Genomic DNA, 13665 nt, shown 5'->3' with positions numbered 1-13665 from the left:
CTACACCTGCAGGCCGGTGATCTCGCACTCGAAGACGAGCGCGTCGTTCACGAACGCCTGCATGGCGCAAACCATGCGGCGCGGTGACATCTTCAATCCACGACCCACAAGGACTAGCCGGGCCGGTGGTGCAACCACACCACGAAAACGCGCTCCATCCACACCTGCAAAGCCGACGAACAAGTCTTGCTTAAAGAGCATTTTGTGGCCGAAACTCGCCAGTTGGGCGGCGGCCTCGATCATGAGGACTCCCGGCAGCAGCGGTCGACCGGGGATGTGTCCGCGCACCCAGAATGCGTCCAGCTTTACATCCAGGTAACCGGCGAACAGCTTGTTCTCATAGTCCATCAGAACGACCGCATCGAGCAGGGCGAACTCAAAGCGGTGCGGATTGACGGCGGCAATCGCGTCACGATCGGCCAGTACCTGCGACAGGTCGAGGGTCGCAGGATTCAGCAAAAGCGGTGGGGGCATAGAGGTCCTAGGGCTGCGCGCTTGCAAGCTCTGATGCAGCCATGTACAGACGTCAGGCGGAGGGTGGGCCGGCAGCATCCTCGGTGGTGCGGATGTCGAGGACCTTCTTGCGGACCTCCTGGGCCATGTTCTTGATCTCCTGCATGATCTTGCGCACGCGGGTACCGGCGGCCTTGTTCCCACCCATGGCCTTGAAGACGTCTTCCTGGGCCTCATCCACGAGCTGCCTGAGCTTGTTGTACTCGTCCATGCGAATCTCCAGGGCCGCTGCGGGACGGCTGCTTACGCACAGTCCCCCGGCCGATCTGTGACCATTTGGGGCGGGTCCGACTGCGACGGGAACGGATTCCCGGCCGCAAGTTCGCGTTTTCTAGCACCAGTGGAGCGGGTTTGCAAGCGCTCCAAGCGTGGCCTGTGGTCCGTTCGGTACCGCTCCCGATTCCGAAGCGTGTCGTGGGTCATCATCTATAATCGTGGGCTATGACAGAATCGCACGACCCGCGCATCCTTGCCTTGCGGGACAAGATCTCCCACTTTCCCAAGCTGCCGGGCGTATACCTCATGAAGGATACCGACGGGCTCGTACTCTATGTGGGGAAGGCCCGCGACCTGCGGGCGCGCGTTTCGAGCTACTTTCAAGATGCGGCCGACCTGTTCAACACGCGCGGCCCGAAAATCGCCCATATGGTTACATTGGTCGCCGATATCGACTTTCTCGACTGTGAGAGCGAAGTCGATGCCTTACTTAAGGAGAGTCGGCTCATCAAGGACATTCAGCCGCCATACAACGAACGGCTGAAGGACGATAAGACCTTTCCGTATGTGGAGGTGACGGTCTCTGACGACTTTCCGGGGGTTTATGTGACGCGCACGCCGCGATCGAAGGGCACGAAGCTCTACGGTCCTTTCGCGAGCGCGCAAGGCGTGCGGGATGCGGTGAACCTGCTGCAAAGGGTTTTCAAGTTTCGCACCTGCGAGCTCGACATCCGCGTTAACGACGATAAACGACGTTTTTTTAGACCCTGTCTGCTGCACGCGATCCAGCGCTGTACGGCACCTTGTGCGGCACGGATCGGTCCCGAGGCCTATCGCGCGGATATCCGCCGGTTGCGCAAGTTGTTGAGTTCGAACCGAACACCGCTGCTGCGATCCATGCAAAAGGAAATGGCCACCGCCGCCAATGCGATGCGCTATGAGGAAGCCGGCGTCATTCGTGATCGCATGCGTGCGCTCGAGGCGCTGAGTCGGAAAGGGAAGCTCGAAGAAGACGTTCAGCCCGAGGTGTTTTTTACTGATCCGGGGGCCGGGCTCGACAAGTTACAGGAGTTGTTGGAGCTGCCGGAGCGGCCGCGGATCGTGGAAGGGATCGACATCGCGACACTCCATGGCGAATCATCGGTCGGTTCGCTGGTATGTTTCATCGACGGTCGGCCGTTCAAGAGCGCGTATCGGCGCTACAAGATCAAAACCGTCTCCGGCGTGGATGATTACGCGATGATCCGCGAGGTCATTTTGCGCCGCTACCGACATGCCGTGGTTGCCGAGGAGTTGTATCCCGATGTGATTCTGATCGACGGGGGCTTGGGACAGTTGCATGCGGCTCTGGAAGCGTTCGAGCGAATGCGGCAAGAGATTGAGGCCGGTGGTGGGGCGGCGGTGAGGCCGGCCATGGTCGTTTCGCTCGCGAAACGTGAGGAGCTGATCTATGTGCAGGCGCGGGCGGAGCCGTTGCGCCTGCCACGCAATCACGCGGGACTGCGCCTGTTGCAGCAGGTGCGGGATGAGGCCCACCGCTTCGGTCAGCACTACCACCACATTCTGCGGCACAAGCAGGCGTTCGATGAGGATGTTGCCGCCGGGCGTCGGCCGCCAGGCCGGCGATCCGGTTCCCGCGGGACGGGGAAACCGTAACGGTTCTGCGTAATGGCGCGTGTTCAGGCGGGCGATTTCGACGCGTCAGGGTCGGCCATCCAGCCGCTCGCCTGTCGCAGGATTTCCACCGCGACCTGGTTGGTGCCGTAGCCGCGCGGCAGGCGAACATAGGGTTTTCCGCACTGGTCCGCCATGGACTTCACGGCTTCGAAGGAATGACTCGCCCAGCGAATGGCCAACAGCACCAGGGCTGTTTCCGGGCGCGCCACCTGCGGCTCGAACTCGGAGGTGGACTGGTGTACGCGTGTGCTGATCCAACGCAATTCGGCGAGTTCAAAATCCCGCTCCAGCGCGCGTTGGGAGTGCACGCGGCGCTCCCCGCCGATCAGCACGACGACACGCCCACGCAACCAGTCTGCGACGCGCCGCACTGCATCCGTGGGCAGGCGTGGTTCGCGGGTTTCCTCACGCGATGACTCCTGCGCAGCCAGGTAGCGATCCACTTCGCGGAGCACAAGCTGGAAGCCATCGCCCGGTTCCAAGGATTCCGGGAGGGAGTCCAGCAGCGGAAGCAGAAGATCGCGCAGCGCGCGATCGGATGGGGGTGTCCCGTTCGCCACCAAACGCTCTACACTGGAGCTGAGCGTCTGCCACTCGCCAAGGGCCTCGGCCTCCTCCGCGCGGGCCAGTTTTTGTGCGTGGTAACGGATCTTGTTGAGCAGTTGCGTCCGCTCGCGCCGCCCGCTGCGCAGCTGGTCGAAACCGGACCGCAGGAGCTCCAGTCGGGCTTGCAGGTCCGACCAGCGGGCTGGATCGGCGGGGTCATCGAGTTTCATGTGGCGGGTGACGTAGATCTGGTCCTCGAAGGTACGGCGTTTCAGCCAGTGAAAGGCCTCTTCCTGGTCCGTGTCGCGCCGCGTTTGCACCGGCAGCAGGGCGGCGCGGACGGCCGACTGTGCTTCGGCCAGGGCCCGGTACGCATTTTCGAGATAGCTCTCGGCCTCGGCCCCCTCGCCCCCGAGGAGATCTTCGACCAGCTCGGCCGCTTCGGCCAGATTCTCGTAACAGGCCGCGATGTCTTCGCCGGATTCATCATCCGGCTGGCTTTCGTAGGGGTCGAGCATCCAGAGGAAGCAGCCGGGCAGCTCACGGGCGCGTGAAATCAAGTCTTGATCCGTGGGTGCGATCACCGTCTCAAACGAGGCCCCCTCGGTAATACGCCGGCGCCGAACAAGCGACCAGCGCATGCACTCCGATTTCAACCGACTTCGCCGCGCTACGGTTCGCAGATTCGGCAGTGGTCGTTCATCCCCTGCTTTCCCGCCCGTCCCCGCCGCAGTGAGATCGCCGGCCGCAGTGGTACGCGCTTGCTGCTCGCGGGCGGCGCCGGTTGTGGCCAATTCGTCGAGTGCGCCGTAGACCGGCACCCGCGCCTCGCTGTCGCCCAGCCGCAGTGGAACGTGAGTGGTTGGTTGAGGTGGCGGTTGCGGGATTACCGGTGGGGGGGGCTCTGCGCCATCGGCGACGCGGGTGAGTTCGCCCGCAAGCCAGCGCAGAGCGGCCCGGACTTCGGCCCGTTTGTGCGCCGCGCCATGCAGTACGCTGACGAGGACATGCCATGGGGGTAGCGCGGGTGGGGCCGTAGCTGCGGCGTCCTGCTCGTTGTTCCGGGAATCGGTGGTGGGGTCCATGTTACGGCTCCTCGTTCAATCCGCTGCCATGCATGGCACCCCGCGCGACCCCTTTTATCCTACCCGGCTCGTCCGCTGCTTGCCGCGGTGGCTGGACAAGACCTCTGCCAGGGAATTAATCATCGTTTCCCCGCCGGCCGCGAAAGGCTTCCTGCAGCATTTCCCGGTTGGCGTATTCGATTTGTGACCCTGGCGCGAGACCGCGGGCCAGCCGGGTCACCGCGACGTCGAAATCCGCCAGCATGCTCGTGATGTGCAGGGAGGTGGTGTCACCCTCGACGGTCGGGTTGGTGGCGAGGACGATTTCCCGAACACCGCCGCCACGGACCCGACGCACCAGCGCATCGAGGGTCAGGTCACCGGGCTGAATGCCCTCCAGCGGTGAAATGTGCCCCATCAGCACATGGTAAACCCCGCTGATCACACCAGCGCTCTCGAGGGCCAGCAGATCCTTCGGTTGCTCCACGACGACAACCTGCCCACCGTCGCGGCGTGGGTCCCGGCAGATGTGGCAGAGTTCCTGATCGGCGATGTTGTAGCACCGCGCACACGGCCGGACCTCGTCCTTGGTGGCGACGATCGCCTTGGCGAGGGCGAGCGCCTCTTCCCGTTCCGCCTTCAACAGGTGGAACGCGATCCGCTCCGCGGAGCGGGCACCGATCCCCGGCAGCTTCGTGAACTCTTCCATGAGCCGCTGCAACGGCCCGGTCAGTTGTGATGATGACACGGTACTTCCTGTAATGCGGCACCCAGCGAGGGCCGGAATGCACACTCCGGCCCCGCCAGTGTACCCGGAGCACCCGTGGCTGCGGGGGTACCCCGGGGCTTCCGCCGGCAATTGAACGCGGCCGAGAATTGACACTGACCATGGGGGCGGGTACACGATAGGGCTCGGGTGCCTGTCCCCATTGGGTGCATGCGCCGGCGCGGCGCCGGGCTTGTGCGGGGTGGGCACCGTCGCGGAGGAACGTGGTGAAACCTGCCGTGCTGATCGGGGTGGCACTGGGCGTGGTAATCGTGGCCGCGGGATGGCTCACGCCAGCGCTGCTGGGTGGGGCTCAGCGACAGGCGCGGCAGGCCCAGCAGCAAGCGATTTACGCGATGCGGGCCGCAGCCCGTCACAGCGTGCCATTGCAGTCCCTTGGCTCGTATGCGGAGATCGGGGAACTCTCGACCGCCCAGGCGGAAGCCGTGGCGGCGGCCGTCGCGGAGCAGTTCGCGGATGCGAACAGTGCGGTAGCCCGCCAGGCCCAGGCCGCTCAGCAGCGGCTCGCCAGTGTGGGCTTGCGGGTCGAGGCCCCGCGCCCCCTGCCCGAGGGTGTTGCCGGGGTATCCGCCGTCCTGCGGATGTTCGAAGCCCTGCTGGCGTCGAATGCGGAGCTACTGAAAACGGCGGGTGACGCGGCCCGTGCCGCGCGCGATCAGTCCCGCGACACCGTTGCGGTTTCGCAGGCGCTGGGAATGGTGGAATACCTGCGGGCACAGGGCTATCTCGTCACCGCCGAACGGGCGCGTGGCGTGCAGCGCGTTGCGGAAGGCAAGCTGGTCCGACTCGGCACCGCCTGGCACGCGGCGCAGGCGCAGGTGGATCAATTCCGGGGCTTGGACGTGGCCCCGATTCTGAGCGGACTGCGAGCCGATCGAGAAGAAATTCACGGCCTGCGCTCCGCGGCCGACGCGGAACGTGACGCCCTGACGACCAAGGTCGCTTCGCAACGGCAGGAGTTGGAGCAGGCCGAACGGGAATTGGCAGACGCCAGCCGCCGCCTGATCGAGCTGCAGCGGCGGGGGTTCGAGGTTGGAAATGATGATGCGTTCACGGCGTACCGGCAGGACTATCTTGCCTTGACGGCCCGCATTGCGGAGTTGCAGGAGCGCGAGCAGGAGTTGCGGTACGGAGGTCGCCCCGGTGCCACGCTGACCGGAAACGACGGGGCGCCGGGCGCTCTGGTCGGTGGAGAGCCGGTCATTGGCTTGGAACAACTGGAGCGGGAGCTCGAACTGGCCGAGGCCCGAGCGCAGCGGTTCCAGGACGCCCACGTTTCGATCGAGGCCCGTATCGAGCAGGTGACGCGTGTCGGACAGGATGCCGCGGCGGAGGTCGAACGTCATCAGCGGCGATTGCGCGAACTGGAGGATGAGCGTGCCGTGGTGATCGCGGAGATTACGGCGAGCGCTACGGAGGCGTTCGAGGCGGAGGATGCGGCGTTGCGTGCAGCGCGAACTTCCGCGGAGGCGTTCGGTGCGGCGCAGCGTGCCGCCCAGGCCTGGCGCAGCGAAGTGCAGCGCATCCAGAGTGAGAACGATCCGAACAGGGAGAATCAGCGGCTCCGCGCGGTGCTCGCCGATCCATATTTCCTGCAGGTGGCCCGGGCGGCCGAGGCCGCGGCCCGCTGGCTGGAAGGCCGCATCCACGCGCAACGTGTCGAGTCGAACGAGGAACTGCTCGCGACCATGCAGCGTTTTCTGGCGGTTTATACCGATGCCCGCTTTACCTTCGACCCGAAGGACATTCGCGAACAGCTCGTCCTCGCGCAGCAGGAAGGCAAACAGGTGCTGGAGCAGGCGCGCGATGCTTACGCCCAGATCACACAGGAGCTTCAAGGGCAGCCCGCGGTGTGGGTGCCGCAGGGACTCCAGGCCGCTGTATTGCACGCACTGGCCCGTGTCGACGTTACCAACGCTCCTGGCTACCGGCAGCAGGCGACGGCCCTGATACAACAGGCGGTCGATCGGCGCGAGCAATTCCCGCCGCTGCGGGATTATGTGCGACTGCGCGATCACCTCGCCGGTGTGCGGCCCGCGGCACCGCCCGATCGTCCGGTGCCGCCTGCGGGTGACACATTCTTCGATTGACCTACCCCTGGCGGTGCCCCCCGACGTGTAGCGCCGAATGGGGTTGGTTCGGTTCCGGTTTGTGGCGCGGTTCTGCAGGAGTGCCGAACGATGACACCTGCGCCGCAGGTGGCCGTAGTGATTCCGTGCTACAACCACGGTGAATTCCTCCCAGAAGCCCTGGCGAGCGTACAGGCCCAAACCTGGCCGGTGTCGACGTGCGTCGTCATCGACGATGGCTCGAACGAACCGGCGACCCTGGCTGTGCTGGACCAGGTCGCACGGTCCGGAGTCCGGGTGCTCAGGCAGGAGAACCGTGGGCTCGCCACGGCGCGCAACGCGGGTGTCCGTGCTACCAACGAACCATTTTTCGTCCCACTGGATGCGGATGATCGGCTGCGGCCGCGGTTTGTCGAGGCACTGCTCGCACCTTTACTGCTTGCGGGGGCACAGCACGTGGCGTTCGCCTACGGACACGTGCGGCACTGCGGTGCGCGGACGGACTCCTGGGCGTGTCCGGCATATGACCAGCACGAGCTGCTGATGCAGAACGTCTCCGTTGCAACAGCGGTGATCCGCCGGGCGGCCTTCGAGGCGGTCGGGGGCTACGCCGAGGACATGGTGGGCGGCTACGAGGATTGGGATCTCTGGCTGGCGTTCCGTGCGGCGAGCTGGACGGGTGTGTGTGTGCCCGAGGAGCTGTTTGAGTACCGCCAACACCATGCCGGCAACTCGATGCTGGGGCGTATCGGCCGCAATCGGGCGACGTTGCTCGCGCGGATGATTGCGCATCATCCGCGACTCTACGCGGAGACGCTGGGGCTGGAGCGGGACGATTTGCCGGTGGCGGAAGTGCTGACGGAGTGGCTGGCAGCGGAGGAACTGCTGGAACGGACGCGCCGTCGGCGTTATCGCTGGCTACGAGCCATCAACCTGGTGCGCGAGGATGGGGAACTGCCGCCGCGCCATGGTCCGAAGCGGCCGACCGAGCGCCTGCGGCGATTGGGGGGGTGGTCGGGGACGGTGAGCGGGGATTGAGGGAGGCGTCTAGCCCGCGGGCAGCCGTCGACCCACGTAACCCGGCTCGTGAAGGACGGCCGGAGCTCTTTCGTGGCGGACGGACCTATGGAAGCATGGCTTGCCTTTCCCTCACGGCTGCCGGTGTACGTGTTCGACGCGAACGGGCGCTTGGTCCACGGGTCGCCGGATGCGGGTGATGACCCGCGGTTTCAGCACATCTGGCCGCGGTACGAATGAAGATGAACGTGGCCTCATGAGCACAGCACCTCACAGCAATACGCGTCACACCTCCCGCCATGTCTGGCGACGTGCACCTGTGATACGGAGCATGATCCTGCTCATTGCAGCAAGTGGCGCCGTCCTCGCCAGCGGGTACGTATACTTTCGCATGACGTACCTTCCTGGGAAGTCGATCCACTTCGCAAGCGGCAATGTTATTGTGGATTACGTCGCGATCCCCAGTGCCGGCGGCAGCTTCTACGCGATGCGCTACGAAGACACAGAACAGGGGTTTTTCAGGATCGCACTTCCCCGCGACACCACGATATGTCTGATCATCCCAGGGTATGGGGCGATCATCCTGATCAGCGGGCTTCCGCTTCTGGGGCTGGCTTGGCGCCGACGGAGGGTCGCCTGCCCGAATATTCGTTGCATGGAATGTGGTTACAATCTCACCGGAAACACGAGTGGACGATGTCCCGAGTGCGGCAGCGCTATGGATACCCGAATCACGGGCAGTCGTTCTGGTGGTCACCGAAAGGCGGATGATGCGTGAGGTCACCTGCCCCGTGGTCAACGCAAGGCCGCCGACCCTCCCCCAACCCCTCCCTGGAAGGGAGGGGAGTGTACGACTTCAGCGTGCGACCGGCAGCGACATCGTGCCGTCGGGGCGCGGGAGCGGATCGGGCGGTACGATGTCCACGAACTGGTTCTTGAGCGTCGCCTCGCCGTTTTTCACCTTCAGCGCGAAGGCGCGGCACTCCTCGAGCAGTGCCGGAATCATGCGGTCTTCGGCCACGGTCTGTTTCTGCTCACCCTGCACATAGATGATGCCGCGGCCCTTGCCGCCGAAGATCGCGACGTCCGCTCCTTCGCACTCGCCCGGGCCGTTCACCACGCAGCCCATGACCGCGATCTTCAGCGGGATGTCGATCTCCTTGAGAATTGTCTGCTTCACATCCTCGACCAGCTTGAGTAGGTCGACCTCGATCCGGCCGCAGGTCGGGCAGGCGATCAGCTCCGGCGTTTTGCGCGGGCGGAGGCCGAGGGTACAGAGCAGTTCGGCGCCGTCCTCGACCTCGTAAACCGGGTCGGCGGCGTAGCTGATGCGGATGGTGTCGCCGATGCCATTTGCGAGCAGCGTACCGAGGGCCGCGATCGAGCGGATACGACCGGTGTCGGGCGTGCCGGCGTGGGTGACGCCGAGGTGCAGGGGGAAGTCCCAGCGCGCGCTGATGGCGGTGTAGACGTCGATGACGAGGCGCGGGTCGATGCTCTTGGCGGAGATGACCACGTCGTGAAAGTCCTGCTCCTCGAAGATGCGGAGATACGCGGCCAGCTTGTCGAGCATGATTTGGATCAGGTTGTTGCGGTAGTCCTGCTCGAGGGTCGCCTTTTCGGCGGCCCGCTGGCTCTTGTCGCGGCGCTCGACGATGCCGCCTTCGTTCACGCCGACGCGAATCGGAATCCCACGCTCCTTGCAGGCCGCGATGATGCGCTCGACCTTCGGCCGGTCCTGGATATTGCCGGGGTTGAGGCGGATCTTGTGGACCCCGGCCTCGATGGCTTCAAGGGCGCGTTGGAAGTGGAAGTGCACATCCGCGACGATCGGAACCGGGCTCGCAGGAATGATCTCCCGCAGTGCCGCGGTATCCCGCTCGTCCGGTACGGCGACGCGCACGACATCGGCCCCGGCTGCGGCGAGCTTGTGAATCTCGGCCAGGCAGGTGTCGATCTCGTAGGTATAGCCGGAGGTCATGGTCTGGAGGACGACCGGGGCGTCGCCGCCGAGCCGCACGTTGCCGATGTTGACTTGGCGGGTCTTCTTGCGCGGGGGCATGGGTACTCCATCAGATCCGGATCTGGGCGGCGGTGGGCCGAAAGCACGCTTTTGGCGGCCACCCAATTCGGGGGATTGTAGCGAGCGGAACCCGCGGCAGCGCGCCGTCAGCCCGCGGGCAGTGCCCGTCGCAGGCAAGCCAGCAGGTCTTCGTAGTAGTAGGGTTTCTGGATAAAACCGGCGAGATCGGCCTCCGCGAAGCGTGCGTGCAGATCCTCCTCGTCGTATCCGCTCGACAGGATCACGGGTACGTCCGCACGGATTGCCCGGAGGGCCCGCAGGGCTTCCTCACCGTTCATCCGCGGCATCGTCAGGTCCAGGATCACGCAGCCGATTTCCATCGCCCGGCCGCGGAACTTCTCGACGGCATCCTGACCATCCTCGGCGGTCAAGACCGTCAGCCCGGCGCGTTCGAGCATGCGCTGACCGACATTGCGCACGGTCTCGTCGTCATCAACCAGCAGCACGACACCGTGCGGCGTTTCCGCCGGTTGTACCGGCGGCCGGGTCTCGGGAAGCGCGGCGGTTTCCGCCGCGGGGAACAGCACCTGGAAGGTACTGCCTGCGCCTGGGGCGCTCTCAACGTGCAGCGAACCGCGATGGCCCCGGATGATGCCAAGCACGGCGGCCAGGCCCAGTCCGCGGCCGGTGAATTTGGTGGTGAAGAACGGATCGAACATGCGGGCGCGGGTCTCGGTGTCCATGCCGCAGCCGTCATCCTGGATTTCGAGAAAGGCGTAGTGACCGGCGGGCAATTCGTCGTTGAGGTAGCCGGCCTGGAGAAAGGCCTCGTCACAATAGCGCACGCCGGTCCGAATGCGAATGGTGCCCGGCTTCTGGCCGATGGCTTCGGCTGCGTTGGTCACCAGGTTCATGACCACCTGCCGTAACTGTGTGACATCGCCCTCCACGGGGGGCAGGTGGGTGGCGAATTCGCGCTGCAGTGTCACCGTCTTGGGTATCGTGACTTCGAGCAGTTGGAGCATCCCGGCCACCAGCTCATTGAGGTTGACCGCCTGTATGATGAAGCGGCCCCGGCCGGAGTAGGCCAACATCTGCCGCACAAGGTCAGCAGCGTGGCGGGCGGCCTGTTCAATTCCGAGCAGGTGCATCCGAACAGGGCCGTCGTCGTGGATTTCCGCCAAGGCGAGGTCGGCGTGCCCCAGCATGCCGACGAGCAGGTTGTTGAAGTCGTGGGCCACGCCCCCTGCGAGGACGCCCAGACTCTCCAGTTTTTGAGCATGCTGAATCTGCGTATCGAGTCGCCGCCGCTCCTCCTCGGCGCGCTTTGTTTCCGTGATGTCCTCGACGAAGCCGTAAAGTTCCGCGTTCTCGCGGCGCGCATCCCAGACCGCGTGCAGCCGCAGACTGACCACGATCTCCACACCATCCTTACGACGGAAGCGTGTCTCGAAGCGCCGCCAACCCTCGGTCAGTAAAGCCATGCTGATGATCTGCGTGCGTTCCTGCGGATCGGCGTAGGCCAGTTCGCCGATGGTCCGGTGACTGGCCGCCGCGAGCAATTCCGCGGCGCTGCTGTAGCCCAGCAGGCGTGCCAGGGCGCGGTTCGCGAAGATCAAATGGCCTGCGGGCGTGGTTTGAAACACACCGACCGGAGCGTTCTCGAGCACGCCGCGGTGCAGCGCTTCACTTTCACGCAGCGTTTCCATGGCCTGGCGACGCTCGGTCACGTCGAGATGCATGACCACCGCGCCGCCCGCCTCAGCCGGCAGGCCGGCCACGATCAGTCGGAACCACTGCTGCTGCTCGGTGGCGTGACACGGGTATTCGAGCGTGAAGGCGTCGCGTCGGCCCGCCAGCACATCCCGCAGCCCAGCCGCGACGATCTGCGCCAGGGTGCGGCCGTCGTCCTGCACCGCATCGCAGATGGCGAGGTAGTTCCGACCGACATCACGGGTCAGGTTGATCCCGGCGTCGAGAGGGAGGCGGGCAAACTGGCGCCAGGCGCGATTCACAGCCACGATGACGCCATCGCGATCGAGCACACACAGATGGGCCGGCAGCGCGTCGAGGATAGCGGCCTGGCGCTGGGCCATCCGCTGCTGGACGGCGAAGCTGGCGCGCAGACTCTCTTCGGCCGCTTTTTGGGTGGCAATGTCACTGAGCGTGCCGGTGACCCGCAGCGGAGTTCCCTCCGGGCTGCGAGCCGTGATCTTGCCGCGCTCCAGGACCCACTTCCAGCCGCCCGCGCGTGTACGGAGGCGCTGCTGGGACTCGTACAGCGGTGTACGGCCGCGCAGGTGAGCCGCCATCGCCTTCATTGCGGCGGGGGCATCTTCCGGATGCCGTAGTTGCTCCCAGGCGCTGGTATCCGGCGGAATCTCGCTCAGGTCGTAGCCCAGCAGTGCGGCCCAATGATCGTTTCGGACAATTCGCCCGGTGCGGAGATCCCAGTCCCACAAGCCCAGGTTGCCGCCTTCGAGTGCAAGTTCGAGCCGTTGTTCGGCCGCCAGTACTTCGTCGCGGGCGTGTCGCAGGCGGGTGCGGTTCCAGGCCAGCAGGGCAATCAGAGCCGATTGCAGGCCAACAAACGCCACTGCGCTCCACACCCACTGGCGATAGCGCTGGTAAAGGGAAACCGGCTCGTTGAGGACGATGGCCTGCGGGGGCAGTGCGGTGCGGCGTATGCCGAAACGCTGCATCTGCGGGTAGTTCAGCAGTGTGGAGTTGGGACTCGTGTGCTGCATCGGCAATTGCTCGAGCGGTGTTCCAGCGAGCAGTTGCACCGCGAACCGGGCTGCGGCGGCGCCTTGAGCGTGGCCATCGACGACGACCCCTCCCACGGCTCCGGCCTCGACCAGGAAGTCCCAGACGGTGTAGACCGGGACCCGGCACGCGGCCGAGGTATGTTTCGCGCTCTCGGTAGGTGTCAGGATGGAGCCCTGTGTGTCGACCAGATAGTGGGTGAGGATCACCACCGTGTCATCGGGCAGGGTCCGCAACTCGTCTTCGAGCGCCGCGAAGCTCAATTCCGTGAGGAAGTCAAGGGTCACGTGGGGATGACTCGGGCCGAGGGCGGCAAACTGGTCGCGCATGGCGAGGCCGACCTGGGTCTGGTCGTGCAGCAGCACCACACGCCGTGTGGCGGGGTGCAGGTGCAGTGCGAGATTGAGTGTCCCGTTGAGGTCGACGCGCTCAAAGACGCCGGTGACGGCCACCTGGTCGGTAAAGCGCGCCGGATTCTCATCGTTAATACCGCAGAAGGCGACCGGGACGCCCGGCCAAAGGGCACTGCGAAGTTCAAGGGCGAAATCGAGGGCGAAGTCATCGACCGCGATGATGCAGTCCGGTGCGTGGCCGGCATACTTCACGCGCAGCAGTTCGCGGAGCGGTAGCAGGTGTGCGCCGGTGACATGACGCTTCGTGTCGAGGTACTCGTAGGACACCTCGATGTCGTCCCGGTCGGCGAGGACGCTTTGCAGGCCCCCCAGCACACGGTCGTTCCATTCCTGGCCGAGGTGGTACGAGAGCAGGGTAAGAACCTGATGGTCACGAACCGGCTGAGCGATATCCCCTTCGTTCCGCTGAGCGGCGGCGCCGGGGCGGGAGCCACAGATTGCAAGCGCAATCAGCAGCAGGTATGCGTGCGTTCGCCAGGCAACAGGCCGGTGGAGGGTCATCGTTGAGGACCGCTCGAGTGGGCCGTAGCTTAGCGCCGGAACGGTCACGCGGGGAGTGAACAATTCCGCCGGC

Annotated in this window: 11 protein-coding genes; 5 read left to right on the top strand and 6 right to left on the bottom strand. The window is 65.1% G+C overall.

All coding sequences use genetic code 11. The features are described from left to right. Positions 1–474 carry a beta-hydroxyacyl-ACP dehydratase gene (locus tag IPM18_05035; GenBank protein ID MBK9118956.1) on the bottom strand — a complete coding sequence of 158 codons (474 nt, stop codon included), beginning with the start codon at positions 472–474 and terminating at the stop codon, positions 1–3. 52 nt (positions 475–526) lie between these two features. Next, positions 527–724 (bottom strand): histone H1, encoded by a 198-nt coding sequence (locus IPM18_05030; GenBank protein MBK9118955.1) that lies wholly within the window; start codon positions 722–724, stop codon positions 527–529. A gap of 275 nt (positions 725–999) precedes the next feature. Here IPM18_05030 and IPM18_05025 point away from each other — a divergent pair, with 275 nt between their 5' ends. Further along, positions 1000–2385: an excinuclease ABC subunit UvrC gene (locus IPM18_05025; protein MBK9118954.1), complete on the top strand. Its 1386-nt coding sequence runs from the start codon at positions 1000–1002 to the stop codon at positions 2383–2385. A gap of 23 nt (positions 2386–2408) precedes the next feature. Here the strand turns inward: IPM18_05025 and IPM18_05020 are convergent, their stop codons facing one another. Both IPM18_05020 and recR read right to left on the bottom strand, forming a co-directional pair. Beyond that, the gene (locus tag IPM18_05020; GenBank protein ID MBK9118953.1) at positions 2409–4037 is read right to left on the bottom strand and encodes a hypothetical protein; all 1629 of its coding nucleotides are present in this window, start codon (positions 4035–4037) and stop codon (positions 2409–2411) included. 115 nt (positions 4038–4152) lie between these two features. Then, positions 4153–4725, bottom strand: a complete 573-nt coding sequence (gene recR, locus IPM18_05015) for a recombination protein RecR (protein ID MBK9118952.1) — start codon at positions 4723–4725, stop codon at positions 4153–4155. 284 nt (positions 4726–5009) lie between these two features. Between recR and IPM18_05010 the strand changes: the two genes are divergently transcribed. From IPM18_05010 to IPM18_04995, 4 genes are all read left to right on the top strand, one after another. Continuing rightward, a complete protein-coding gene (locus tag IPM18_05010) occupies positions 5010–6893 on the top strand; it encodes a hypothetical protein (GenBank protein ID MBK9118951.1) in 1884 nt (627 codons plus the stop codon). Between the two features lie 90 nt (positions 6894–6983). Then, positions 6984–7910, top strand: coding sequence for a glycosyltransferase family 2 protein (locus IPM18_05005; protein ID MBK9118950.1), 927 nt, complete (start codon positions 6984–6986; stop codon positions 7908–7910). A 72-nt stretch (positions 7911–7982) separates the two neighbouring features. Then, the gene (locus IPM18_05000) at positions 7983–8129 is read left to right on the top strand and encodes a hypothetical protein (GenBank protein ID MBK9118949.1); all 147 of its coding nucleotides are present in this window, start codon (positions 7983–7985) and stop codon (positions 8127–8129) included. A gap of 91 nt (positions 8130–8220) precedes the next feature. Further along, entirely contained in the window at positions 8221–8667 is a 447-nt protein-coding gene (locus tag IPM18_04995) for a hypothetical protein (GenBank protein ID MBK9118948.1), read from the top strand. A gap of 78 nt (positions 8668–8745) precedes the next feature. On the opposite strand, the gene ispG is transcribed toward IPM18_04995, so the two are convergent. Together ispG and IPM18_04985 are read right to left on the bottom strand one after the other, a co-directional pair. Beyond that, positions 8746–9951: a flavodoxin-dependent (E)-4-hydroxy-3-methylbut-2-enyl-diphosphate synthase gene (gene ispG / locus IPM18_04990; protein ID MBK9118947.1), complete on the bottom strand. Its 1206-nt coding sequence runs from the start codon at positions 9949–9951 to the stop codon at positions 8746–8748. A gap of 107 nt (positions 9952–10058) precedes the next feature. Then, a complete protein-coding gene (locus tag IPM18_04985; protein MBK9118946.1) occupies positions 10059–13592 on the bottom strand; it encodes a PAS domain S-box protein in 3534 nt (1177 codons plus the stop codon). Positions 13593–13665 lie beyond the last annotated feature (73 nt).

It is taken from the genome of Phycisphaerales bacterium (assembly GCA_016716475.1).
GTDB lineage: Bacteria > Planctomycetota > Phycisphaerae > UBA1845 > Fen-1342 > JADJWG01.
The sequence above is the reverse complement of the archived record's forward strand: the minus strand, read 5'-3'. Positions and strand labels throughout refer to the sequence as shown.

What these genes read in the sequence shown, in the direction of transcription:
- IPM18_05020 (MBK9118953.1), bottom strand. Translation starts at nt 4,037, where the DNA reads ATGGACCCCACCACCGATTCCCGGAACAACGAGCAGGACGCCGCAGCT.
- ispG (MBK9118947.1), bottom strand. Translation starts at nt 9,951, where the DNA reads ATGCCCCCGCGCAAGAAGACCCGCCAAGTCAACATCGGCAACGTGCGG.
- IPM18_05005 (MBK9118950.1), top strand. Translation starts at nt 6,984, where the DNA reads ATGACACCTGCGCCGCAGGTGGCCGTAGTGATTCCGTGCTACAACCAC.
- IPM18_04985 (MBK9118946.1), bottom strand. Translation starts at nt 13,592, where the DNA reads ATGACCCTCCACCGGCCTGTTGCCTGGCGAACGCACGCATACCTGCTG.
- recR (MBK9118952.1), bottom strand. Translation starts at nt 4,725, where the DNA reads ATGGAAGAGTTCACGAAGCTGCCGGGGATCGGTGCCCGCTCCGCGGAG.
- IPM18_04995 (MBK9118948.1), top strand. Translation starts at nt 8,221, where the DNA reads ATGATCCTGCTCATTGCAGCAAGTGGCGCCGTCCTCGCCAGCGGGTAC.
- IPM18_05035 (MBK9118956.1), bottom strand. Translation starts at nt 474, where the DNA reads ATGCCCCCACCGCTTTTGCTGAATCCTGCGACCCTCGACCTGTCGCAG.
- IPM18_05030 (MBK9118955.1), bottom strand. Translation starts at nt 724, where the DNA reads ATGGACGAGTACAACAAGCTCAGGCAGCTCGTGGATGAGGCCCAGGAA.